Below are 25328 nucleotides of genomic sequence, written 5' to 3'. Positions count from 1 at the left end.
CTTTTTCATCTGTGTCGTCTGTCTGATCTGCGCGGCGGTTCCCATGCATCTGGTGTCGTTCAACGTCTTCCGTACCCTCGGGTTCCCCGATACCACGGTGCTCAAACCCGAGCATTTTTTGCGCCACAAGGCCCTGCTTCAGGAGGCCGACTGGGTGCTGTTTCCCGAGTACTGGCAGCTCAATGCCCTGGTGCACGGCCTGAAGTGCCGGGTGTTTCCCAGCGAAGCCAGCTATCGCATCGGCCACGACAAGATCGAGATGACCCGGGCCTTCCAGACCGTCGCCCCCGAGCACACCCCCTGGACCCTGATCGAGGCCAACGGCCCCCAGGAGCGGGAAATGCTGTGGGACGCCATGTCCCTGCCGTTCGTGGCCAAGTTGCCGAAAGCGAGCATGGGCGAGGGCGTCTGGCTGATCGAGAACCGTGCCGACTGGCAGCGCTACTGCGAACGCACGGATGTGCTGTACGTGCAGGAGTACCTGCCCATCGACCGGGACGTGCGCGTGGTAGTGGTGGGTGACCGGGTGCTGACCGCCTACTGGCGCACCCAGGCGCCCCAGGGGTTCTACAACAACGTGGCCCGGGGCGGACAGATTGATACCGCCCCGGTGCCGCCCGCCGCCACCGACCTGGCCCTGCGGCTGGCTCGGGCTCTGGGGGTGGATCACGCCGGTTTCGACATTGCCCTGGTGGAAGGCTACCCCTACGTGTTCGAGTTCAACCGGCTGTTTGGCAACCAGGGCCTGGGCCAGGGCAGCGACCTGCCGGCGGCCATTCTGGAGTATCTGAACCGCCAGAGCCGGCCCCAGGATCCGGACACGCCCATCGACCCGCCGCCGCCCTGGCCAGTCGCTGTCTGAGCCGCCGCTGCCGGCGCCTCCGGCATGGGTAAAAGTGCGCATTGGCGCGCCGGCGGCAAAGGCCGGATGATCGCGCGCATTGGATGTGGGTGCTACAGTTGTAGCGCCTTTTTTTGTATTGAACGCCCGGCAACGGGCCCCGTGGAGGGACACACCACCCATGATTGATGCCGTGAACCCGAACATCGCCGATTATTACACCCCCGAGACCTTCAAGCGGATCAAGGCGTTTGCCGACACCAAGGACACCCCGTTCGTGGTGATCGACACCCAGATCATCGATCAGCAGTACGACGAGCTGATTGAAGGCTTCCCGTACGCCAAGGTCTATTACGCGGTCAAGGCCAACCCGGCCCCGCAGATCCTGACCCTGCTGCGGGACAAGGGCGCCAACTTTGACATCGCCTCGGTGTACGAGCTGGAAAAGGTGATGGCCCTGGGCGTGACCGGTGACCGCATCAGCTATGGCAACACCATCAAGAAAGCCCGGGACATCCGCACCTTCTACGAGAAGGGCGTGCGCATGTTCGCCACCGACTCCGAGGCCGACCTGCGCAACATCGCCCGGGCGGCGCCCGGCTCCAAGGTGTACGTGCGGATTCTCACCGAAGGTACGCTGACCGCCGACTGGCCGCTGTCCCGGAAGTTTGGCTGCGAGGCGGACATGGCCATGGACCTGCTGATCCTCGCTCGCAACCTGGGCCTGGAACCGTACGGCGTGTCGTTCCACGTGGGTTCCCAGCAGCGGGAAATCGGTGCCTGGGATGCGGCGCTGAACAAGGTGAAGGTGATCTTCGAGCGCCTGAAGGAAGAGGACGGCATCGAACTGAAGATGATCAACATGGGTGGCGGTTTTCCCGCCAACTACATGACCCGCACCAACGAGCTGAAGGTGTACGCGGCGGAAATCGCCCGCTTCCTGCACGAGGACTTTGGCGAGATCCTGCCGGAGATTATCATCGAGCCGGGCCGCTCGCTGATTTCCAACGCCGGCGTGCTGGTGAGTGAAGTGGTGCTGATTTCCCGTAAGTCCCGCACCGCCCTGCACCGCTGGGTGTACACGGACGTGGGTAAATTCAGCGGCCTGATCGAAACCCTGGACGAGTCCATCAAGTTCCCGATCTGGACCGAGAAAGTCGGCGAAGGCGAGGACGCGGTCATCGCCGGCCCGACCTGCGACAGCGCGGACATCATGTACGAACATCACAAGTACCCGCTGCCCCTGAACCTGGCCATCGGCGACCGCATGTACTGGCTGTCCACTGGCGCCTACACCACCACCTACAGCGCGGTGGAATTCAACGGCTTCCCGCCGCTGAAGGACTATTACCTCTGAAGCCTGGTGCCCGGGAGCCCGGGGTCAGATGAAACTCATCTGACCCCAGTTCACCCCCAATCTCCGCGATAGACCCCGGGGTCAGATGAGTTTCATCTGACCCCTTTTACTCCCCAATCTCATCTGAACCCGGCTTTCCGCCCCCCAAGGTCCAGCGAAAACGCCAGCGGCAGCACCGCCACGCCATAGCCGATCATCACCCACAGCGCATGCTGCACGTTGCCGGTGGCGTCCGCCAGCAGGCCTCCCAGCGTGGGCACGGAGAAGGCGACGGTGTACCCCACCAGAAACGCCCCGGCGGACAGGCGGCCGGTGTCTTCCGGCGTTGTCAGCAGCGGCGGCAGGGCCACCAGGACAATCAGCAGGATACCCGCCGCGAAGCTCATCAGGGTGGCGCAGGCGATGGACCAGACGCCGTCCAGAAGCGTGGCGCCGACGGTGCCCAGAAGGCTGATCACCGCCAGGATCACGATCACCGAGCGTCGGCCGACCCAGACCCGGGCCATGGGCAGCATCAGCAGGGAGGCGAACACCTGGGCGATGTTGAACCAGAACAGGGCGTCCGCAAGGTGGTCAAACTGGCCCTGCTGCTGAAGCAGGTTGCCCAGGTAGGCGTTGAGCCCGAAGAACAGGCAGCCAGACAGTCCCAGCAGCAGCCCCAGGCGCAGGGTCAGCGGGTTGCGCCAGTCTGGCAGCCAGCGGCCCCGGCCCCTGGGACGGCTCAGGTCCCGCCGGGGCAAAAACAGAGCGGCGGCCACCAGCAGCGCGGGCAGTGACCAGACCACCAGCGTGGCGCGCCAGCTGTGATCGAGGGCCGGCATCAGCACCGGCAGGGTCACCCCGGCGCCAATGAATTCCCCCATCAGCATGCCGTTCATGTAGATGGCCGAGCCCATGGCCAGGTGCCGGGGTTCCAGCCAGCGCGGCAGTAGCGCCGGCAGCGCCGGTTGCATCATTGCCACGCCAAGTCCCATCACTGCGCTGGCGATCAGCAGCGTCAGCGCGTCCGGGGCCAGGCCCCGGGCGGCGGAGCCGGCCACCATGATCACCATGGCCAGGGCGAGGGTGTTGCGGGGTCCGGTGCGGGCAATGGCGAGGGCGCCGGGCATGGCGCCAATGGCCAGCATCAGGATCGGCAGGGTGGTCAGCGCGCCGGTGGCGGCCTGGGACAGCGCCAGGTCGTCGCTGATAAAGGGGGCCAGCGGCGGCGCCACCAGCACGGGAATACGCAGATAAACACCGGCCAGCCAAAGCAACACCGCCACCGGCAGCAGGCGCGCTGGCGGTGGCGGTGTCCGATCAGACGGTTGATCAGCCACGGCGGGCCGGATCAGTTGTCGCTGGTGTCCGGCAGGTAGGCGCCGTCCTTGTCATGGACTTCCTGGCCGGTGACCGGCGGGTTGAAGGCGCAGATCAATCGCATATCCTCGGTACCACCGCGGAGGATGTGCTTGTCGTGCTTGTCCAGCGCGTACAGGGTGCCGTCGGAGATCTGGTGGGTTTCGTTGGTGGCCAGATCGGTGATGGAGCCGTTGCCGGCAACACAGTAAACGGCCTCGAGGTGGTGCTTGTACCAGAAGGTGTGCTCGGAGCCCGCCGGGATGATGGTCTCGTGGAAGGAGAAGCCCATGCCGTCCTTTTTCAGCAGCAGGCGGCGACTGGTCCACTGCTGGGCGCTGACTTCACGGTCGGTTCCGATGATGTCCTGCACTCGTACGATTTTCATAAGCATTCCTCGTGGTTTGATGGAATAGCTTTACAGTATAAACACGTCGCTTACTATCGGTTCAACCGCCATTCCCCGTACACCACCATGGCGGACTCCACCGCATCCGCCAGGGCGGCCCGCTGCCGATCGTCCATGGTCTGCCGCTTCCGGCCCCGATCCAGGGCCCGCTGCAGCGCCCGCCGGCTGGTCCGATCCAGGCCCTCCAGCCAGTGCTGGTCGGTCGGCGCCAGGTCCAGCAGATCCCGGCCGGCGTGGTTGCGATGGCTCACCTGCCACCAGTGATCCACCGCCCGGCCCAGCACGATGTAACCGAACTGGCTGTCCTGCACCGGGCCGAGGCGGGCGGTTTTCAGGCCGTTTTTCAGGGCGCCGATGGCCAGGGCCGGCAGCCGCAGCCGATCGCCGTAGAAGTAACTGCCGGCGGCGCCGATCACCCCGCCCACCAGCGCGCCGGTGCCCAGGGAGCCGCCCAGGGTCAGGGCGTCGATGCCGGCACCGCTCACCGCACCGGCGCCGAAGCCGGCGGTGGCCAGGTACCGGCGGTTGACGGCCCAGGCGCGGCGACTGTCCTCGGAGAACAGATCGTGCTCGAGGTGCCAGCTCAGCTCCGCCTCCTGACGCTTCAGGTGTCGGTGCTGGTACAGGTGCTCCACCTCCGTGCGCAGCCGCTGCTCGCGCTGGCGCTGGTGTCGGTACCAGGCGTCCCGGAGCTGCACGGCCAGGGTGTCGTCCGGGGTGTCGCCGGCCTGGCCCCGGGTCAGGATGCGGGTTTCCTGGTGGCTCATCAGGTCCATCAGCGCGTCGGCGATCAGCCGGGCCGAGGCCCGCTGCCGGTGCGACCGCTGGCTGGCGAGGAAGTCGGTTGCCTTCGCCAGCGGCGCCTCCCAGCCGGGCTCCAGTTGCCCGAACGCCCGCAGCAGGCCCAGGTGCTGCTCGAACGGCGCCCGCACCGCATCAAAGCGGCGAACCACCTGGAAAAACTGCCCCAGGGCTACCTGCCAGGCGTCGCTGTGGTCGTCCGGGCCGATGCTGTTGATCAGCGCCAGGCTCGGCCGCCCGGTCCAGCGCAGGATGGTCATTTCCGCCTCGTGCTCCGGGCTGTAGGGCACCGAGCCGTCCACCACATAGATGATGCCGGCGCCCTCGATCAACGGTGTCAGCAGTTCGCATTCGTCGGTGAACCGGCCATCGCCCCGGTGCTGCTGCACAAACGCCCGCACCGTGTCCGGATGGTCGGTGGCGGACAGGCTGTGGGCTTCCAGCCAGGCCAGCACCCGGCGGGGGCGCTGGAACCCCGGGGTGTCCACCAGGGTGTACAGCACCTCGCCGTCCACGCTCATGGGGTAGGCCTGCCGGGCCCGGGTGGTGCCGGGTTCCAGGGCAATGGCGATGGCGTCGTTCTGGGCCAGAGTAGCGACCACGCTGGATTTGCCTTTGTTGGGGTGGCCGACAACGGCAAAGGCCGGGGCATCAACCATGGTGCGGTCCCCCGGCGGCGGGCCACTGGCCGACGCGGGCGAAGCCGGCGGGCAGGCGAGTGGTGAACCTGAGCCAGGCGTCCAGGTGGCGCTGTTCCGGCGCCTGGTCGGCGGCACCGGTCACCGGCGCCAGGGTCACGGTGGTGGCCTCGGGCCAGCGCGATCGGGCGGCTTCCAGAAAGTCCTGCAGTTCACCGGTGGGTGGCTCCCAGCTGCGCACCGCCATCAGAACCTCCGGGCGGACGTCCCGGGCCAGGGACTCACCCAGGGCGGCGATCACGGCATCGTCCTCCGCCAGCGCCGACTGGCCACCGGCGCGGTACACCGGGCCGGGTGTCTGCAGCATGGCTGGCAGGGCAGGCTGATCGGCGCCGGCCCAGGCGATCAGGTGGTGCGTCTCCGGCAGCGGTACCGGTTCAACCCGGGTTCGGGTATCGGGCAGGTCGCTGGCGTCGTTGTGGGCGTTGCCGGTGTCCAGGATCGGGGTTTCCATGCGGTAGGCCAACGCCTGCTGGCCGGGGTGGCGGGCCAGCTCCCGCCGGGCGCGCGTCCGCAGCACCGTCTGGGCGGTGAGGGTGAGGACCAGCCGGGGCAGCAGGACCCACACGGTCCAGGTCATTACCACGAACGGCCACCACTGGCCCCACAGGGCCGGATTGCCGGCGGATTCCGGGCCAGCCCGGAAGAACCGGGTGTGCTCCACCAGGGCCAGGGAGGGCACGGCGTCCGGCCAGAGCCCGGCCCAGGGGCTGGCCACCGCCAACACCAGCCGATGGTAGGCGCCGGCGCCGGTGGCCAGGGTGGTGCTCCAGCCGAAGGCCAGGTCCTGCACCACCACGAGGACCAGCAGGGTCATCAGGCTGGTGAGCGCAAACGCGCTGCCGCCGGCCTGGGCGGCCCGTGCGGTAAACGTCGGCAGCAATCGGGCCGCGGCGCTGTGGTCGGGCGCGGGCAGCAGGCGACGGACCAGGGGCCGCCAGGGCTGCCACCCCGCGAGGGACTGAACGAGGGTCAGTACCGCCAGCAGCAGTTGCAGCAACGCCAGGGCGAGCAGCAGCGTGACGTTGATGCGCTGGCCGCCGTCGAAGGCCAGCAACCCGGCCATGGTGACGATGCCGGCGACACCACCGGCCAGCGCGAACCCGCCGGTGGCCGCGCGCCAGCGGCTGAGCAGGCGGTCGCTGCCGGGCGTTGCCCGGCCGGGGCCGGAGCGCTGGGCAATCCACGCCAGCCAGTGGGCCGCGTCCGCTGGCACGCCCTGGGCCTGGCAGTCCAGGGCGAAACGACGGTCCCGCCGGTGCAGGAACGCCGGCGGCTGGTCACGGTCACGGCGGACCTGCTCGTCGAAGTCCAGCAGCAGTCGGAGGGGGGAGGATCGCATGCGGCAGGGGCGCTCCGTTCGGTCAGCGTCAATTTGGTGCTAGCATATAGGCAACGCTCATCCCGATACCAGCCAGCGCCGACCCCATGCCCCAGTTACTGATGAACCTGCGCCACGTGCCCGACGACGAGGCCGACGACATCCGCGAGCTGTTCGAGCAGCACGATGTGCGCTATTACGAAACCCCGCCCAGCCGCTGGGGCATCAGTATGGGCGGCTTCTGGGTGCACGATGACGACGAGGCCGACCGCGCCCGGGCGCTGCTGGACGAATACCAGGCCAGCCGGCAGCAGCGGGAGCAGCAGGCGTACCTGGCCCGCCAGCAACGCGGCGAGGCCGGGTTCTGGTTCCGCTTCCGGCAACGGCCGGTGGCCATGGTGGCCGCCTGTGTGGCGGTGTTGGCCATTCTGGCGCTGAGCCTGGCGCCATTTTTGTCCATCGGGAACTGATCCTGAATGCCGCCTTCTGACACCCTCCGGCCTGATGACGCCAAGCGCCACGGCCTCACCCGTGAGCTCATCGAAGCCCTGTTCCCGCTGTTTGAAGAGGCCAGCGCCGGGGCCATCGCCGTTGACCAGGCCGCCCGCATCACCTGGATCAACCAGAGCTATGCCCAGTTACTCGGCCTGACCGAACCCGCCCAGGCCATTGGCCAGCCGATCCAGACGGTGATCCCCCACACCCGGATGCCCGAGGTGGTCAACCAGGGCCAGCCGCTGCTGCTGGACATCATGGAGCACGATAACCAGCAACTGGTGGTAACCCGGCTGCCGTACTTTGACGACAAAGGGGCCGTGACCGGTGCCGTCGCGTTCGTGCTCTACGACGACCTCCAGCCGCTGACCCCGCTGGTGAGCAAGTTCCGGCGCCTGCACGAAGACCTGGCCGCCGCCCGCCGTGCCCTGGCCCGTAGCGCCCGGGGCACCCGCTACAGCCTGGGCGACTTTGTCGGTGCCAGCCCGGCGGCCCTGGAAGTGAAGCGCCGGGCGCGCCTCGCCGCGGGGCGGGATGTGCCGGTGTTGCTGCTGGGGGAAACCGGCACCGGTAAAGAGGTGCTGGCCCAGGCCATCCACGGCGCCTCCGCGCGGGCCGACCGGCCGTTTGTCGGGGTTAACCTGGCGGCCATTCCCGAGAACCTGCTGGAGGCGGAGTTTTTCGGGGTCGCGCCCGGGGCCTACACCGGCGCCGATCGGCGCCAGCGGGACGGCAAGTTCCAGCGGGCCAACGGCGGCACCCTGTTTCTGGACGAGGTGGGCGACATGCCTCTGCCGCTGCAGGCTAAGTTGCTGCGGGCACTGCAGGAGAATGAGATCGAGCCACTGGGCTCGAACCGGGTGGTCCCGGTGGATGTGCGGGTGATTGCCGCCACCAGCCGGGACCTGGGCAAGATGATGGCGGATGGCGCCTTCCGGCCGGATCTCTACTACCGCCTGAACGTCCTGGAAATCACCGTGCCGCCTCTGCGGGAGCGCCTGGCGGACCTGGGCGTTCTGTGCGAAGCGCTGCTGGCGGATATCGGCCGGCCCGGCGCCATGGCGGAGATCACGGACGACGGTGTCGCCGCGCTGTCGGACTACGACTGGCCGGGTAACGTGCGGGAGTTGCGCAACGTGCTGGAACGGGCGCTGACCCTGGGGGAGGACGCCAGCCTGCTCGACGCGGCCGACGTGTTCCGGGTGCTGCCGGAGTCCATGGCTCGTGTCCCGGCCTGTGGCTCCCTGAAACCGGTTCGCCCGCTGGCTCGGGTGGTAGCGGACGCCGAAGCCAGCGCCATCCGGGAGGCCCTGGTGGCGGCCCGCGGTAACCGGACCCGGGCGGCCCGTTTGCTGGGCATTTCCCGGTCGGTGCTCTACGAAAAAATCGCCAAAATGTCCTGATTTTCGGACGGTTGTCCGATAATCCAGACAGTTGAGTACGACCAACGTCCCGTAATGTCCGGAATTCCGGTCGCTTTGGCTGGCGCCGGCGCTCCCATTCTCTCCTAACATATTGTTTTTTCGAGACTCTTCCTGTCTGGCACAAAGTCTGCTCCCGGGTTCGGCGCCGAACGTCAGAACAACGCAGACAACAAGACCGGCGACTTCCTGTTGGACCCAAGACCCGTGTCACGGTCTTCTGCCTGTGTGTGTTCTGGCGGCGCTCTACAAAAACAACGCCAGGAGAATTCTCGATGAAGCTGCTCACAACCGTCACCGCCATCGCCGGTGCCCTCGCCATTACCGCTGGATCCGCCCACGCGGACAACCTTCGCTGGAAGATGCCGGTGGCCTTCTCCACCAACCTCCCCGGACTGGGCTCCCCCGCGGCCTGGGTGGCCGACAACCTGACCACCGCCTCTAGCGGCAGCATTCAGGTGCGTGTCTACGAGCCGGGCAAGCTGGTCCCGCCGTTCGACATTCTGGATTCGGTTTCCGACGGCAAAGTGGCCGCCGGCTACACCTGGATCGGGTACGACCAGGGCAAGGTGCCCGCCGTACCGCTGTTCGCCGCGGTGCCGTTCGGCATGAAGCCCTGGGCCTACATCGGCTGGTACTACTACGGTGGCGGCGAGCAGATGCTGCAGGACGTCTACGCCAACAAGGGCTATAACGTGCACGCCCAGCTGTGTGGCATCGTCGGCCCGGAAACCGCCGGCTGGTACAAGAACAAGATCGAGTCCCTGGACGACTACAAGGGCATGAAGATCCGCTTCGCCGGCCTGGGCGGCAGGGTGCTCGAGAAGCTCGGCGCCTCCGTCACCATGATGCCGGGCGGCGAGCTGTATCAGGCTCTGGAGAAAGGCACCATCGACGCCACCGAATTTTCCATGCCGGCCATCGACCAGATCCTCGGTTTTGACCAGGTGGTCAAATACAACCTGTTCCCGGGCTGGCACCAGCAGTTCACCGCCCAGTACATGCTGATCAACAAGGACGAATGGAACCGGGCCACCGACGCCCAGAAAGCGCTGGTGGAGGCCTCCTGCACCGCCGCTACCACCCGTGGCCTGGCCGAGGGCGAGTACAAGAACGGCAAAGTGCTGGCCGGCTTCCAGGCGGAAGGCGTCCACGCCGACCAGATTCCTCGTCCGGTGCTGGAGAAGCTGAAATCCGTCACCGAGGAGGTGCTGAAGGAAGAGGCGGCCAAGGACGCGGACTTCAAGAAAGTCTACGAGAGCCAGAAGGACTTCATGGAAACCTACAAGGTTTGGGACCAGCGGGCGTACCTGCCGGCGGACATGGACTGATCGGATCGCGAACCGATGACGCCGGCACCGGCCGGTGTCCGGAGCACACATGGGTGGCCCTTCGGGGCCACTTGCGGTTTCCATCCAGGTTTGTCTGAGCGAGGTATTTCCGATGACGGTGTCTGATCCGGGGTCTGCGCCCCCTCAACGGGCGTCGGTGGACGCGCCCGACGAATTGCTCCACCACCACACGGCACTGCCGACCACCCGCCCCAGCCAGTGGATCGACGGGCTCATGTCCGCGATTGGCAAAGGGGCGTCCTGGGCCTGGCTGCTGGTGACGGGGTTGATCATTTACGCGGTGATTGGCCGCTACGTATTCGGCCAGGGCTCGGTGCTGCTGGAGGAGCTGGAGTGGCACGTGGCCGGCGCCGGCTGGCTGCTGGGCATGGCCTACACCCTGGTGGTGGATGACCACGTGCGCGTGGACGTGCTGCACGAGCGATTTTCGCTCCGGACCCAGGGCTGGGTCGAGTTGTTCGGCCTGGTGATCCTGCTGTTGCCGTTCCTCGGCCTGGCCATCTATGAAATGGTGCCCTACGCCATTCACGCGTTTGACGTGGGTGAAACCAGCCAGGCGCCGGCGGGCCTGTCCAACCGCTGGATTCTCAAGGCGGTACTTGCCGCCGCGTTCATGCTGATTGTGCTGGCGGCCGTGTCCCGGCTGCTGAAAGTGACCGCCCTGCTGTTTGGCGTTCCCCACCCCATTGCGGTCCCCCGCCCCATTGCCGTCCCCCACGACGGCCCGGCCCAGGAGGACGCAGTCTGATGGCTCTCGAAACCCTGTTTGTGATCGGCATGTTCGCCACCTTTGGCGTGCTGCTGCTGACCGGTTACCCGGTGGCCTGGGTGCTCGGCGGTACCGCGGTTATCTGGACGGCCATCGGCGTTCTGGCCGTGGATCAGTTCGGCGCCAACCTGTGGTTTGACTACCCCTCGTCCATGGGCCTGGTGCCCGAGCGGATCTGGAGCATTGTCGAAAGCCCCACGCTGGTGGCGCTGCCGATGTTCATCTTCATGGGCATCATGCTGGATCAGTCCGGCGTGGCCGAGCGGTTGATGAAGAGCATGGTCAAGCTGTTCGGCAACGTCCGGGGTGGCTATGCGGTCACCGTGATTGTCATCGGCGTGCTGCTGGCGGCCACCACCGGCATCATCGGTGCGTCCGTGGTTCTGCTCGGCATGCTGTCCCTGCCGGTGATGCTCCAGACCAAGTATGACAAGGGCTTCGCCGTGGGCACCGCCTGTGCCACCGGCACCCTGGGCATTCTGATTCCACCGTCCATCATGCTGGTGCTGATGGCCGATCGCCTGGCGGTGCCGGAGGCCTCGGTGGGCGATCTGTTCATGGGCGCGTTCCTGCCCGGCCTGCTGCTGGGGGCCATGTACGTGGCCTACGCCCTGTTGCGGCCGTTCTTCCAGCCCCGGGTCGCCCCGGTACCTGACGATGCGGAACCCGTGACCTGGGCCTTGGCCTGGGAGGTGTTCAAGGCGGTATTGCCGACGGCGGCGCTGATTCTGGGTGTGCTCGGGTCCATTTTCGCCGGGATCGCGACGCCCACCGAGGCGTCCGGTGTCGGCGCCCTGGGCGCGCTGGTGCTGGCGCTCGCGGCCCGGCGATTGAACCTGTCGGTGCTGCGCTCGTCGCTGTATCAGACCACCCGCACCGCGGCGTTTATCTTTGCGATCTTCCTGGGCGCCACCGCGTTCTCCGTGGTGCTGCGTGGCCTGGGCGGCGACGTGGTGATCAAGGACGCGCTACTGGGACTGCCGTTTGGCCCGAACGGCGTCATCCTCACCATCCTGTTCGCCGTCTTCCTGCTGGGCTTTTTCCTGGACTGGGTGGAGATCACGCTGATCATATTGCCGCTGGTGGCGCCCGTGGTGCAGCACCTCGGCTTTGATCTGGTGTGGTTCACCATCCTCTTTGCGATGTGCCTGCAGACATCGTTTCTCACCCCGCCGGTCGGGTTTGCCCTATTCTATATCAAGGGTGTGGCGCCCCCGGAGATCCGGGTAACGGACATCTATCGGGGGGTGGTGCCCTACATTCTCATTCAGCTGGCGGCCCTGGCCATCGTGTTCCTGATCCCCGGCATTGCGACCTGGCTGCCCAGCGTTGCGGCCCATTAAGGAGAGACAGACCATGCGTTTAGAGAACCGGATTGCACTGATCACGGGCGCCGGCCGGGGCATCGGCCGCGCCATCGCCGAAGCCTACGCCCGGGAGGGCGCCCGGGTAGCTGTGGCCGACCTCACCCTGGAGGCCACCGCCGAGACGGTGGCCGCCATCGAGCAGGCCGGTGGTACCGCCATCGGCCTGGCAATGGACGTCACCGACGAAAGGCGAGTGGACGAGGGCGTGGCCGCTGTGGTTAAACAGTGGGGCCGCCTGGACATCGCCCTGGCCAACGCCGGCATCCAGCATATCGACCCCGTTCACAAGCTTGCGTTCGAGGACTGGAGCCGGGTCATCAACGTCCACCTGCACGGCTCGTTCCTGCTGACCCGGGCGGCGCTCCGCCAGATGTACGAGACCGGCGGCGGCACCATGCTGTACATGGGCTCGGTGCATTCCCTGGAAGCCTCCCCGCTGAAATCGCCTTATGTGGCGGCCAAGCACGGCATCCTGGGCCTGTGCCGGGCGGTGGCTAAGGAAGGGGCCGAACACGGCGTGCGCAGCAACATCATCTGCCCGGGGTTTGTGCGCACCCCGCTGGTGGATAAACAGATCCCCGAACAGGCCCGCGAACTGGGCCTGTCGGAAGAAGAAGTGATCCGGTCGGTCATGCTCCGCAACACGGTGGACAGCGAGTTCACCACGGTGGAGGACGTGGCCGAGGTGGCGGTGCACCTGGCCGCCTTCCCTTCTGCTGCCCTGACCGGCCAGTCCATTGTGGTCAGTCACGGCTGGCACATGCAGTGAGATTCAGGAGACACGAATGAGCCATACAGAACAATCCCCGGTGGTCTGGTCGCCCTCCGATGCGGTGCTGACCGGGTCCCGCATGGGCCGTTTCAAAACCTGGCTGGAGCAGCAGGGCCACGGGCCGTTTGCCGACTATCACGCCCTGCACCGCTGGTCCGTCACCGAGCTGGAGACCTTCTGGCAGGCGGTGTGGGACTACTGCGGGCTGGTTTGTGATACGCCGGCGAGCCGGGTGCTGGGAAGCCGTGCCATGCCCGGCGCCGAGTGGTTCCCGGGCATGCGCCTGAACTTCGCCGCCAACCTGCTGCGGCTGGCAGACGGCGAGCAGGCCGATCAGGAAGCGGTCGTCGCCTACTGCGAAACCCGGCCGGCCCTGCGCCGGACCTACGCCCAGGTAAAGGCGGACGCGGGTGCCCTGGAAGCCTTCCTGCGTCAGCAGGGCGTTCAGCAGGGCGACCGGGTGGCGGGCGTGGTCACCAATGGCTATGAGGCCCTGGTCGGCATGCTGGCGGCCACCAGCATGGGGGCCATCTGGAGCTCCGCGTCTCCGGATTTCGGGGTCGGCGCCATCAACGACCGCTTCGGCCAGATCGAGCCGGCGGCGCTGATCGTGGTGAACGGCTACGGTTACGGTGGCAAGGTGTTCCCCCGCCAGGCAGATTTTGCCGAGCTGATCGATAAGCTCCCGTCCCTGAAAACCGTCGTCAGCGTGCAGCAGCTGCCGGACGAGGCGCCCCTGAGCGGCGACCGGGTCACCACCTGGGAAGACGCGCTGGCGGCCGGCGCCGGCCAGCCGCCGTCGTTCACGCCGGTGGCACCGGACCACCCGGTGTACATCCTGTATTCCTCCGGTACCACCGGCAAACCCAAGTGCATCGTGCACGGTACCGCCGGTTTGCTGGTGAACCACGCCAAGGAACTGATGCTGCACGGCGACGTCGGCCCCGGCGACCGGTTCCTGTATTTCACCACCTGCGGCTGGATGATGTGGAACTGGCAGGCCTCGGCGCTGATGACCGGCGCGGCCGTGATCACGGTGGACGGGTCCCCGGGTTACCCGGCCCTGGACTTCCTCTGGAACACGGTGGCCGACGAGCGGGTGACCCACTTTGGCACCAGTGCGCGGTTCATTGCCGGTTGTCGGAAGAGTGGCATTGCCCCGGCGAAAACCCTCGACCAGAACGCCCTGCGGGTGGTGTTTTCCACCGGGTCGCCGCTGCTGCCGGAAGACTACGACTGGGTGTACCAGGACGGCGCCCCGAACGCGCTGCTGGGCTCCATCGCCGGCGGCACCGACATCTGCGGCTGCTTCGTGGGCGCCTGCCCGCTGCTGCCGGTGCGCCGGGGCGAGATCCAGTGCCGGTTCCTGGGCGTGGACGCGGAAGCCTACGGCGACGACGGCAAGCCGGTGCGCGAGGGCCGGGGCGAGCTGGTGTGCCAGCAGCCGCTTCCCTCCATGCCGGTGTCGTTTTGGGACGACCCGAACGATGAACGCTACCGGGACGCCTACTTCAATACCTTCCCGGGCGTCTGGGCCCACGGCGACTTTATCGAGTTCACCGAGCACGGCGGTGCCATCATCTACGGCCGCTCCGACGCTACCCTGAACCCGGGCGGTGTGCGCATCGGCACCGCGGAAATCTACCGGCAGGTAGAAACCATGCCGGAGATCCGTGACAGCCTGGTGGTGGGCCGGCAGATCGACGGCGACGTGGAGGTGGTGCTGCTGGTGGTCACCGCCGATGGCGGCGAGTTGTCCCCGGATCTGCTCAAGGAGCTACGCAACCGCATCCGCGAGGGCGCCAGCCCCCGGCACGTGCCCAAGCGCATCCTGGAAGTGCCGGACATTCCCTACACCCGCAGCGGCAAGAAAGTGGAGCTGGCGGTGGCTCGGCTGATCAACGGTTCGGCCAAGGCGGACAACCGGGACGCCCTGGGCAATCCGGAAGCCCTGGACCAGATCCGCGCGGTGCTGGCGGCGGCGAAGCTGCTGCCCGCCTGACGGTGGTCACGGGGCGGCGCGCATCGCCTTGGAGGCGTGCGCCCCGCCCCGGTGTCAGCCGGTTACGAACGAACCCGTCCGCCATTCGCCAATGGCCATGTAAGAAACTTTCGCAAATTTCCGTATTTTTATCGCCCAGACGCGGGAGATCCGGCGTTTTTAGTCCGTTCTTATACTAAGATCGTAACCGGCTGTCACAAAAAAATGCTATCTTTGTAGTCCTATCAAAAGTTCCGAATCAGTCATGGCACTGGCCGGGGTCCACAAGACGCCCGACCCGGCAATGACCGTCCTGAATCCATCCAATCGCCTGAGGACGAAAATGACAGCATCCAAAGCCAAGATTGTCTATACGCTGACCGACGAGGCCCCCGCCCTCGCCACCCGGTCACTGCTTCCCATCCTGGAAACCTTCGCCAAGCCGGCGGGCATTGAGTTCGAGACCAGCGACATTTCCCTGGCGGCGCGTATCCTGGCGGCGTTCCCGGAGTACCTGGAGGAAGGTCAGCGCGTACCGGATGCTCTCGCGGAACTGGGTGAATACACCAAGGACCCGGACGCCAACATCATCAAGCTGCCGAACATCTCCGCGTCCATTCCCCAGCTGCGGGCGGCCATCAAGGAGCTGAACAAGCAGGGTTACAAGGTGCCCGAGTACAAGGAGCACCCGCAGACCGACGAGGAAAAGGACATCACCGCCCGTTACGGCAAGGTCCTGGGCAGCGCCGTCAACCCGGTGCTTCGGGAAGGCAACTCCGACCGCCGCGCCCCGGCTGCGGTCAAGGCCTTTGCCCGCAAATACCCCCACTCCATGGGTGAGTGGAGCCCGGCGTCCCGCACCCACGTGGCCCACATGCGCGGCGGCGATTTCTACTCCAGCGAGCAGTCCGTGACCCTGGACAAAGCCACCAATGCCCGCATCGTGTTCGAGAACAAGAAGGGCGAGCAGACCGTTCTGAAATCCGACCTGCCCCTGCAGGACGGCGAAGTGCTCGACGGCATGTTCATGAGCAAGAAGGCGCTGGTGAAGTTCTTCGAGGACGCCATCGCCGACTGCGAGAACACCGGCGTGATGTTCTCCCTGCACGTGAAAGCCACCATGATGAAGATCTCCCACCCGATCGTGTTCGGTCACGCGGTGAAGGTCTACTTCAAGGAGCTGTTCGACAAGTACGGCGATCTGTTCAACGAGATCGGTGTGAACCCGAACAACGGCCTGTCTTCCGTGTTGGAGAAGATCAAGCAGTTGCCGGAGTCCAAGCAGGAGCAGATCCAGGAAGACCTGCACGCGTGCTACGAGCACCGTCCGGAAATTGCCATGGTCGATTCCGTTAAAGGCATCACCAACCTGCATGTGCCCAGCGACGTGATCGTGGACGCGTCCATGCCGGCCATGATCCGCAACTCGGGCAAGATGTGGGCCCGGGACGGCAAGCTCAAGGACACCAAGGCGGTGATGCCGGAGTCCACCTACGCCACCATCTATCAGGAAGTGATCAACTTCTGTAAGACCCACGGCGCCTTCGACCCGACCACCATGGGCACCGTGCCCAACGTCGGCCTGATGGCCCAGAAGGCGGAGGAGTACGGCTCCCACGACAAGACCTTCGAGATCAAGGAAGACGGCGTGATTCGCGTGGTGGCCGAAGACGGCACCGTATTGACCGAGCACAAGGTTGAGCAGGGCGACATCTGGCGCGCCTGCCAGACCAAGGACCTGCCGATCCGCGACTGGGTCAAGCTGGCGGTCAACCGGTCCCGCTCCAGCGGCATGCCAGCGGTGTTCTGGCTCGATCACGAGCGCCCGCACGATGCCCAGCTGATCAAAAAAGTGGAGGCGTACCTGAAGGAGCTGGACACCGACGGCCTGGATATCCAGATCATGCCGCCGGTCAAGGCCATCCGCCACACCATGGAGCGCCTGATCCGTGGCCAGGACACCATCTCGGTGACCGGCAACGTGCTGCGGGACTACCTGACCGACCTGTTCCCGATCCTGGAGCTGGGCACCAGCGCCAAGATGCTGTCCATCGTGCCCCTGCTCAACGGCGGCGGCCTGTACGAGACCGGCGCCGGCGGTTCCGCGCCCAAGCACGTGCAGCAGCTGATCCAGGAAAACCACCTGCGCTGGGATTCCCTGGGGGAATTCCTGGCCACCGCGGTGTCCCTGGACGAGCTGGGTGAGAAGCAGCACAACCAGCGCGCCCGTCTTCTGGGCCAGACCCTGGACAAAGCCACCGAGCGCCTGCTGGAGAACAACCAGTCTCCGTCCCGGGTGACCGGCGAGCTGGACAACCGGGGCTCCCACTTCCACCTGGCCCGCTACTGGGCGGAGGAACTGGCCAAGCAGGACGACGACAAGGATCTGAAGGCTTTCTTCGAGAAGCTGTCCAAGCAGCTCGAAGAGAACAAGGACAAGATCCTGGAAGAGATGACGGTAGTCCAGGGCCATCCGGCGGACATTGGCGGCTACTATCACCCGCCGATGGAGAAGGTCTGCCACGTGATGCAGCCCAGCGAGACGCTGAACCGCATCCTGGCCGAGGCGCGGGATTCGGTGAAATAAATGCCGACGGCCGGCTTGTTCTGCGTGCCAGGGCGGGTGGGCCTCTCGTGAGTCGTTACCACGACCCCAAGAACCGGAGTGCTCCCTCGGAGCCTCCGGTTTCTTTTTGGTTCCGATTTCTCCGGCGTTTCCGGCGGCATCGGGCGACCTGGCGGGCGCTGTCCGGGACTCTGGTGTACGTGCTGGTGGGCAGTCTCTGGATCGCGTTTTCCGACCGGGTGGTGGAAGCCTGGTTCGGCGATACCCACCTGCTGTCGACGGTGCAGACGTGGAAAGGCTTCGCGTTCGTGCTGGTCACCGGCGCCGTGCTGTTCGGGGTGCTCAAGCGCCAGCTGAACAAGGATCGCAAGCTGGTGGCCCGGCTGCAGGACATGGCCACCCGGGACGGCCTCACGGGCCTGGCCAATCGTCGGGAAACCACCCGGGTACTGGCGGAGGAGATCGAGCGGGCCCGGCGGTATCGCCGCTCCCTGGCGGTACTCTGGGTTGATTTCGACCGCTTCAAGACCATCAACGATACGCTCGGCCACGCCGCCGGCGACCAGGTGCTGCAATCCGCCAGCCGGACACTGCTGGACAGCGTCCGCGCCGTCGACACCGTGGGCCGGTTCGGCGGCGAGGAGTTTGTGATCGTGCTGCCGGAAATGCGTACCGGTGAGGCCCGGGATACCGCCGAGCGCCTGCGCCGGCGCATTGCCGACCAGCCTATCGCCCTGGCCAACGGGGAATCCGTGCGGCTGACCATCAGCATCGGGGTGGCGGTGTATCCGGATCACGGCGACGATGTGGACGCCCTGTGCGCGGCGGCGGACAACGCCATGTACCTGGCCAAATCCGGCGGACGCAACTGCGTGGTGCTGGCAGTTCGGCCAATGCCAGCGAACCGGCGGGCCACCACACTGGCGTCATCTTCCAACGACAACGCCAAGACCTGATATGAAGTCCATTACCCGCCTTGCTCTGCACACCTGCACCGTCCCCCGGGATCTGTCTGCCATTACCTATCGGGACCCCTCCGGAGAGGACCCGGCGGCGGCCGGCCTGGACCCCGCTGTACCCGAGGCCATCTGGCGCTCCGTGGAGGGCCTTTACCGGACCGGTGTGCACCCCGGCATCCAGCTTTCCATACGGCACCGGGGCCATCAGGTGCTGCACCGGGCCCTGGGCCACGCCACCGGTAACGGCCCGGACGATGGCCCGGATACGCCCAAGGTTCCGATGACCACGGACACGCCGGTGTGTTACTTCTCCGCCTCCAAGGCGGTCACCGGCCTGCTCATGCACATCCTGGCGGAGCAGGGCCGGGTCAACCTGACCGACCCGGTGGCCTACTACTGCCCGGAATTTGCCCAGAACGGCAAGCGCACCATCACCATTCATCAGGTGCTCGCCCACCGGGGCGGCATTCCCGCCATTCCACGGGACACGCCCATTGAGGTGCTGTGGGACCGGGACGCCATCTGGCGCATCCTGTGCGAGGCCCGCCCGGTGGAGGTGGACGGCGCCAAGGTGGCCTATCACGCCATTACCGGTGGCTTCGTGCTGCAGCGGGTGCTGGAGAAGGTCACCGGCGAGTCCATCGAGCAGTTCCTGGATACCCATCTGCGTCAGCCCATGGGCATGCGCTGGTTCACCTACGGTATCGATCGGGCTCACCTGTCTGAGCTGGCCACCAACTATGCCACGGGCCCCAGGCCCGTCTTCCCCGTCTCCTGGGTGGTCAACCGGGCTCTGGGTGGCGATATCAAGACGGTGGAAGCCGTCAGCAACGATCCCCGTTTCCAGGAGGCGGTGATTCCGGCCGGCAACCTGTGCGGAACCGCCGAGGAAATGGGCCGGTTTTTCCAGATGATGCTCAACGGCGGCGTCTGGAACGGCCGCCGTATCTGCCAGGAGCTGACCGTGCGCCGGGCCATCCAGCAGTTTGGCTCACTGCAGATCGACCGGACCATGCTGGTGCCCATGCGCTTCAGCGCGGGCTTGATGCTGGGGGGTAATCCGGTGGGCCTGTGGGGTCCCCACAGCCGGTACGCGTTTGGTCACGTGGGGCTGATTAACAAGCTGTGCTGGGCGGATCCGGCCCGGGACATCTCCGTCAGCCTGCTGAACACCGGGATTCCCATCGTGGCCCACCACCTGCCGGCGCTGGTGCGGTTTGTGTATACCGTCGGCCGGCAGTTCCCGGTGCTCCCGGAGGCGCGCTGGCCGTTGTCGGCGGCCTGAGGGCAACCCTAGAGCGTGCGGACCTGGGCCTCCAGGATGCCGAGGACCGAGGACAGCAGGTCCCGGAAATCGGTCAGGGTCTGGGTCCGCTGGATCACGTCCTCCCGGTACTCATCCAGCCGTTCAAGCTTGGGAATCAACCGCCGCATACCTTCGGTGACGATCTCGTAGGGGTAGTGATGGTCCTGCACGCTCAGCTTGTTGATCTCCGCCACTTCCTGGCTGAGGATGCTGATGATGTCGTAGAGCATGTCCTTGTGGTGAATGCGGCTGGCCTCCCAATAGGCGTCGTCCAGCAGCTCCAGCAGGGACTGGTATTCCCGGAGGGTATCGGCAACGGTGGTTTGGGTCATGGCGCTCTCACGGGTCCGAATGGGCGGGTGCGACCGAACGATGGCCGGACTAAGGGAACTATAGCAGGGCCTGGCGCGTCTCAGTAACCAGAGGCCGTGCACACAATAAGTGAAAGTGTGTTCATTTTTATTGCGGGTCCGCCGGCCCCTTGGCACACTGTGCGCAGTTCAAGAAGCCGATGCGTCTTGGCTGACCCCAGGATCAGAAACTTGCGCCCTCAAAGGATGAGGCGCTCTCAACGGACGAAACGCCATGGAATGGAACCCCCGAACACCTCTCTCCCCGGAATTCCGGCGCGATCTCGATCCGGCGGATCGACGTGCCGTGCGCCTCGACCAGCACGACAGCGTGCGCAGCCACGTGTCCGAGCAGGTGCAGGCCGAAGTGGCCCAGCTGGAGCGCCGGCTGGCGCTGCTGCGCCAGAATCCTTCCCCCCACGCCGATATCCTGACCGCCACTTACCAGCGCCTGCTCGATCGCAAGCGCGGCTTTCTCGAGCACTGGGACCTGGGCCGGCGCCCCGGCTGAGGCGCCGAACGCGCTACTGCGAACGGGCCATCACCGGGGTGGCGTCATACAGCAGGGCTTCATCGCCGCTGCGCTGGTTGCCACAGTAAGCCGGGTTGGCCGTGGTTTTGCCGTCCGTAGTAGTGGTTGAAGGTTCCCCGGTGGACGCGTACACATGAACCTTCTCGTTCTGGTAGTCCATATCGACCCGAATGCAGTCCGGGGTCTGGCCGTTCACCGTGATACCGGGTGACCCGGTCGTACCCTTGGTCAGCGACAGCGTGTCGCGCTGGTCCCCCACAAACTCCTGTAGCAGCTCCAGGCTGCCGGTGGTCTGCCCGGTGATTTCTGTGGCCGCATACTCCGGCGCGTTGTAGCCGGAGGTGCCGAAGCTATTTCCAGCGTAACGGGCACTCCAGAACGCGCTTTTCAGTTCCGGCACGGTCCCGGCGGGGTCGGCCGGTTTGGTCGCGATAAACTGGAAGGCCCGGAAGATCCGGTTGATGTCCGGATTGCTCTTCCAGTCGAGCAGCGGGTAGAGCCACGCCTGGTCTTCCGGTGGCGTCGAGCTGTCCGGATCCGTTTCGGTGAACCGAATCAGGGCGTCGTTGGCCGGCGTGTTGTAGTTGGCGGCGTCGCCGTTGTTCAGGGCCCGGCGCACCAGTGCGCGGCCATCGTTGAAACTGTCCACCTGCCCGGAGGTGATCACCTCGTTCATCAGATCCAACGGGTTGCGGGCGCGGACGTAATCGGTCCCCTCCGCGTTCGGGGTCAGCCCCATCAGAGTGTCCAGGTAGCTCTGGAGCTGATCGGCGAAGCCCTGGTCCGCACCGTCGGTCGCCGGCTCAATCGCCCGGTACAGGTCTCGGAAAATGGTGCGGGGCAGCACCGGTGCCAGACCGCTCTGGTCTTCCAGGGCAAAACTGCGCAGGGCGAGGTCGACGTCGGTGGCCGGATTAGGGTAGCTGGGGCCGCCGCCGCTGTCGGCACCGCAGCCGGACAGACCCAGGAAAATGGCGGGAACGGCGGCGAACAGGCAGGAGTGTCTCATTTTTGAACGTCCCGGGCGTTGCGAGGGTGCAGAGGTGCGCGTTTGGCGCTACAGTGAACGCGACTGGCGGCGACAATAACCCATAAGGCCGCGTTGTACCCGCGTGGAGATCACATTTTGCGGCAACGGCTTTTTCTTCCCGTTCCTGAGCGGGCGTTATCGGCCAGGGGGCGGTGGCTGCTGCTTCTGGTGATGGCGCTGACCCTGGTGTCCGGTGCCGCCTGGGCCGGCCCCTGCAAGGACGGCGTGCTGGAAGTGGCGCCGCAGACCAGCAGCATCCAGGAGCTGGGTGGCTGCATTGCCTACCTGGAGGACGCCAGCCGGGCGTTGACCCTCAGCGACGTCATGGCCCTGCCGGATGAGGCCTTTACCCGTCACGATGGCGGTATTCTCAACTTCGGCTATACCGAATCCGCCTACTGGACCCGTATCGATCTGAAACCCACCGGCGCCGAAGGCACCTCGGACTGGATTCTGGAACTGGCCCTGCCGCTGGTTGACCAGGTGGCCGAATACCTGGTCCGGGACGGCGACGTGGTCAACCGGGCCAACGCCGGTTACAACGACACCTGGAGCGAACGGGATCTGTCGGTGCCCAACCCCACCTTCCGGCTGAGCCTGCCGGCGGGAGAAGTCACCCGCATTTACTTGAGGGTACAGACCACCAACACCTTCCGTCTGCCCATTACCCTCTGGCACCCGGACGCCTACATTGCCAAGGTGTCCGTCGACGAAGTGGTGCGCGGGCTGCTTCTGGGCGCCATCCTGTCCATTCTCGCCTACAACCTGTTCGTGGCTGTGTCCGTGCGGGAGCGCAGCAACATCTACTACGTGCTGTACCTGGTCTCTGCGGTGATTTTCATTGCCACCGAGCAGGTTCACGGCACTCAGCTTTTTGACGAGCGGCCGGCGTTGCTCGACAAGGATTACCTGCACCTGCAGATTGTCATGACCTGGTTCTGGGGCCTGCTGATGGCCCGGGCGCTGCTGGAAACCCGGGAGCACTCCGCTGACCTCGACCAGATCATTCGCCTGTGTCTTTACGCGGTAGGCGTTACCTTCGTGTTGTGCTTCTTCCTGCCTTACCACATCGCCATGCAGTGGATCGTACTGGGTACGGTGTTGCTCAGCCTGATCATGATTGCCGTCAGCTACCTGGCCTGGCGCTACTACAACCCGGCCGCCCGCTCCTACTTCTTTGCCTGGACCCTGGCGCTGGTTGGCTTCGGTGTCTACGCCTTGACGGTCACCGGCTACCTGCCCCTGAACGCCTTCACCATGTACTCACCACAGATCGGCCTGACCGCCCAGATCATCGTGTTCTCTTTCTCGCTGGCGGACCGCATCAAGCGGGTACAAGGCGAAGCCCTGGGCTGGAGCCAGCGGGCGCTGTCAAACCTGGGCCGCTACCAGTCCCTGTTCGACAACGCGGTGGAGGGCATTTTCCAGATGTCCGTGGACCGCCGGTTCCTGGCCGCCAATCCCGCCATGGCGGGCATGCTCGGCTATCCCTCCAGCGAGGCGCTGCTGCGGGACGATCCCGATGTTCTGGACACCTGCTTCCCGGACGAGCGGGTGCGGCGCCTGGTGGTGGATCAGCTCCAGACCCGGGGCACGGTCAAGGGCATCGAGGCTCGCTATGAGACCCGACAGGGGGAACCTCGATGGGCCAGCCTGTCCCTGCACGCTGTATACGATGATGACGGCGCGCCCACGCATCTGGAGGGCACGTTCATCGACGCCACCGAGAGCCACCAGCGCCAGCGGATTGAACGGGAGCGGGAGCAGGAGCGACTGGAAAAGGAGCTGGCCCGAAACTCGGCGGAGGCGAAGAGCCAGTTCCTGGCCAACATGAGCCACGAGATCCGAACCCCGCTGGCGGCCATCATCGGCTACGGGGAGACCCTGCTGGACACCGACCTGACCGAAACGGAGAAGCGCAGCAGCGCGGAAACGGTGGTGCGCAGCGGCCGGCATCTGCTGGACCTGGTGAACGACATCCTGGACCACTCGAAGATCGACGCCAACCGACTGGAGGTGGACGTGGTCCCCGTGAACCTTCCGGAGCTGCTGGACGAGGTGCGGGCGTTCTTCCTGCCCCGGGCCCAGGAAAAGGGGCTGGATTTCCGGATCGTCTGTGATTTTCCCCTGCCCGAGCAGATTCTCACGGACCCGACGCGGTTGCGCCAGATCATTATCAACCTCTGCGGAAACGCTCTGAAGTTTACCGACAAGGGCGCCATCACCCTGACCGTGCGCTGCGACACCGCCGCCGAACGGCTGATGGCCAAGGTGGTGGATACCGGCATTGGCATGAAGCCCGAACAGATGGCCCGGTTGTTTGACCCGTTTGCCCAGGGCAGCGCGGCGATCTCCCGGCAATATGGCGGCACCGGCCTGGGCCTGAGCATTTCCCGGCGGCTGGCGGAGCTGCTGGGCGGCGATATCCGGGTCAGCAGCACCTGGGGCGAGGGCAGCGAGTTTGAACTGAGCATCCGCACCGGAGCGCTGGATGGCGTGCATTTCCTGCGGGATGCGTCGGAGCTGCAGCAGCGTCGCCGGGTGATGCCCATGGTGCTGGCACCGGCGCTCACCGGCCGCATCCTTTGCGCCGAGGACAACGACGTGAACCGGCGCCTGGTGTCGCTGCTGGTGTCTCGGACCGGGGCTGAGCTGGTGCACGTGAATAACGGCGCGGAGGCGCTCGAGCGGGCCACCCGGGAGCTGTTCGACCTGATTCTGATGGACATCCAGATGCCGGTAATGAACGGCCGGGATGCCACCGCCGCCCTCCGGGAGGCCGGCATCAACACCCCGGTGATCGCCTTGACCGCAAACGTCATGACCGAGGATATTGCCGATTACCGGCTCGCCGGCTGCAATGATCACCTGGCCAAGCCCATCGACAAGCGCCGGTTTTACGAGGTGCTGTCCCGCTATCTGGTGGCCGCCCCGCTGGATACCAACCGCGCGGTGGCATACTACGCCGGCAGGGTGCTGCTGGCCGAGGATAACGACGACAACCGCGCGCTGGTGGAACGCCTGCTGACCGGGCATGGCCTGGAGGTTGTCACCGTGGGCCGGGGCGATGACGCCGTGCGCACCGCCCTGGCCGATACCGTACACCTGGTGCTGATGGATCAGCACATGCCCGGCCTGAACGGCGAGGCGGCCACCCGGCTGCTGCGCCAGGCGGGCTTCCGACGGCCGATTGTGGCGTTCAGTGCCGGTGACCGGACGGACGGGCTTACCGAGGCAGGCTGCGACGACGTGCTCGCCAAGCCGGTGGACGCGGACGCCCTGAACCGATTGCTGGCCCGGTATCTGGCCCCTGCCGGAAGCCCACCGGAAGACAGCGTGGATGACGGCCTGAACGATCTGATCGCCCGCTTTCTGGACGGGTTGCCCGGGCGTCGGCAGGCGATGAAGGCCGCTCTGGGCCAGGGCGACGCCGCTGCCCTGCGCTCCGAGGCTCACCAGATCAAAGGCACCGCCGGCGCCATGGGCTACCCCGCCATGACGCGGCAGGCCGGCGCCCTGGAGGCCGAACTGAAGGTGGAAACCCCGAACTGGGACCGGGTTCGCAGCGAATGGCACGCCCTCGATGAAATGATGGCCCGCGCGCTGACCCATCCGGCCTGAGCACGCAGACAATGGCCGCAGAAAAACGGACAATCGACACTT

The 25328-nt window shown here is 65.8% G+C and carries 20 protein-coding genes; 14 read left to right on the top strand and 6 right to left on the bottom strand.

Translation table 11 applies throughout. The features are described 5' to 3' along the window. Positions 1-43 precede the first annotated feature (43 nt). Together V3388_RS11970 and V3388_RS11965 are read left to right on the top strand one after the other, a co-directional pair. Positions 44-862 carry an ATP-grasp domain-containing protein gene (locus V3388_RS11970; protein ID WP_336367784.1) on the top strand — a complete coding sequence of 273 codons (819 nt, stop codon included), beginning with the start codon at positions 44-46 and terminating at the stop codon, positions 860-862. Positions 863-1022: 160 nt separating this feature from the next. After that, positions 1023-2198: a type III PLP-dependent enzyme gene (locus tag V3388_RS11965; protein WP_442915642.1), complete on the top strand. Its 1176-nt coding sequence runs from the start codon at positions 1023-1025 to the stop codon at positions 2196-2198. Between the two features lie 119 nt (positions 2199-2317). Here the strand turns inward: V3388_RS11965 and V3388_RS11960 are convergent, their stop codons facing one another. Genes V3388_RS11960 through V3388_RS11945 form a run of 4 tightly spaced genes read right to left on the bottom strand, consistent with a single transcriptional unit; the run spans position 2318 to position 6786 of the window. Further along, on the bottom strand, positions 2318-3517 hold the full coding sequence (locus tag V3388_RS11960; RefSeq protein WP_336367783.1) for an MFS transporter: 1200 nt from the start codon (positions 3515-3517) through the stop codon (positions 2318-2320). A gap of 11 nt (positions 3518-3528) precedes the next feature. Beyond that, complete coding sequence (locus V3388_RS11955; RefSeq protein ID WP_336367782.1) at positions 3529-3924, bottom strand: ectoine synthase; 396 nt, start codon at positions 3922-3924, stop codon at positions 3529-3531. Positions 3925-3977: 53 nt separating this feature from the next. Next, on the bottom strand, positions 3978-5405 hold the full coding sequence (locus tag V3388_RS11950; protein WP_336367781.1) for a GTPase/DUF3482 domain-containing protein: 1428 nt from the start codon (positions 5403-5405) through the stop codon (positions 3978-3980). Then, positions 5398-6786: a DUF2868 domain-containing protein gene (locus V3388_RS11945; RefSeq protein ID WP_336367780.1), complete on the bottom strand. Its 1389-nt coding sequence runs from the start codon at positions 6784-6786 to the stop codon at positions 5398-5400. Before V3388_RS11945 ends, V3388_RS11950 begins: the two co-directional genes overlap by 8 nt. An 86-nt stretch (positions 6787-6872) precedes the next feature. Between V3388_RS11945 and V3388_RS11940 the strand changes: the two genes are divergently transcribed. The 10 genes from V3388_RS11940 (at position 6873) to V3388_RS11895 (ending at position 19732) form a co-directional block, all read left to right on the top strand. Next, positions 6873-7235, top strand: coding sequence for a DUF6164 family protein (locus tag V3388_RS11940; protein WP_336367779.1), 363 nt, complete (start codon positions 6873-6875; stop codon positions 7233-7235). A 6-nt stretch (positions 7236-7241) separates the two neighbouring features. Continuing rightward, positions 7242-8663: a sigma-54 interaction domain-containing protein gene (locus V3388_RS11935; RefSeq protein WP_336367778.1), complete on the top strand. Its 1422-nt coding sequence runs from the start codon at positions 7242-7244 to the stop codon at positions 8661-8663. Between the two features lie 293 nt (positions 8664-8956). Then, positions 8957-10012, top strand: coding sequence for a TRAP transporter substrate-binding protein (locus V3388_RS11930; RefSeq protein WP_336367777.1), 1056 nt, complete (start codon positions 8957-8959; stop codon positions 10010-10012). Positions 10013-10124: 112 nt separating this feature from the next. Continuing rightward, positions 10125-10781, top strand: coding sequence for a TRAP transporter small permease subunit (locus tag V3388_RS11925; protein ID WP_336367776.1), 657 nt, complete (start codon positions 10125-10127; stop codon positions 10779-10781). Continuing rightward, the gene (locus V3388_RS11920; RefSeq protein WP_336367775.1) at positions 10781-12145 is read left to right on the top strand and encodes a TRAP transporter large permease; all 1365 of its coding nucleotides are present in this window, start codon (positions 10781-10783) and stop codon (positions 12143-12145) included. Before V3388_RS11925 ends, V3388_RS11920 begins: the two co-directional genes overlap by 1 nt. Positions 12146-12158: 13 nt before the next feature. Continuing rightward, positions 12159-12938, top strand: coding sequence for a 3-hydroxybutyrate dehydrogenase (locus V3388_RS11915; protein ID WP_336367774.1), 780 nt, complete (start codon positions 12159-12161; stop codon positions 12936-12938). 16 nt (positions 12939-12954) lie between these two features. After that, the gene (locus V3388_RS11910; RefSeq protein ID WP_336367773.1) at positions 12955-14943 is read left to right on the top strand and encodes an acetoacetate--CoA ligase; all 1989 of its coding nucleotides are present in this window, start codon (positions 12955-12957) and stop codon (positions 14941-14943) included. A 322-nt stretch (positions 14944-15265) separates the two neighbouring features. Beyond that, a complete protein-coding gene (locus V3388_RS11905) occupies positions 15266-17509 on the top strand; it encodes an NADP-dependent isocitrate dehydrogenase (RefSeq protein ID WP_336367772.1) in 2244 nt (747 codons plus the stop codon). 47 nt (positions 17510-17556) lie between these two features. Further along, complete coding sequence (locus tag V3388_RS11900; RefSeq protein ID WP_336367771.1) at positions 17557-18444, top strand: GGDEF domain-containing protein; 888 nt, start codon at positions 17557-17559, stop codon at positions 18442-18444. A 1-nt stretch (position 18445) separates the two neighbouring features. Then, the gene (locus tag V3388_RS11895; RefSeq protein ID WP_336367770.1) at positions 18446-19732 is read left to right on the top strand and encodes a serine hydrolase domain-containing protein; all 1287 of its coding nucleotides are present in this window, start codon (positions 18446-18448) and stop codon (positions 19730-19732) included. Positions 19733-19740: 8 nt separating this feature from the next. Here the strand turns inward: V3388_RS11895 and V3388_RS11890 are convergent, their stop codons facing one another. Beyond that, the gene (locus tag V3388_RS11890; protein WP_336367769.1) at positions 19741-20085 is read right to left on the bottom strand and encodes a hypothetical protein; all 345 of its coding nucleotides are present in this window, start codon (positions 20083-20085) and stop codon (positions 19741-19743) included. A 253-nt stretch (positions 20086-20338) separates the two neighbouring features. Between V3388_RS11890 and V3388_RS11885 the strand changes: the two genes are divergently transcribed. Beyond that, on the top strand, positions 20339-20614 hold the full coding sequence (locus V3388_RS11885; RefSeq protein WP_336367768.1) for a hypothetical protein: 276 nt from the start codon (positions 20339-20341) through the stop codon (positions 20612-20614). A gap of 13 nt (positions 20615-20627) precedes the next feature. Here the strand turns inward: V3388_RS11885 and V3388_RS11880 are convergent, their stop codons facing one another. Beyond that, complete coding sequence (locus tag V3388_RS11880; protein WP_336367767.1) at positions 20628-21644, bottom strand: hypothetical protein; 1017 nt, start codon at positions 21642-21644, stop codon at positions 20628-20630. Between the two features lie 117 nt (positions 21645-21761). Between V3388_RS11880 and V3388_RS11875 the strand changes: the two genes are divergently transcribed. After that, on the top strand, positions 21762-25286 hold the full coding sequence (locus tag V3388_RS11875) for a response regulator (RefSeq protein ID WP_442915641.1): 3525 nt from the start codon (positions 21762-21764) through the stop codon (positions 25284-25286). Positions 25287-25328: the final 42 nt, after the last annotated feature.

The organism is Marinobacter sp. C2H3 (assembly GCF_037080155.1).
GTDB lineage: Bacteria > Pseudomonadota > Gammaproteobacteria > Pseudomonadales > Oleiphilaceae > Marinobacter.
Note: the sequence above shows the minus strand (reverse complement) of the source record. Positions and strands in the feature narration are given on the sequence as shown.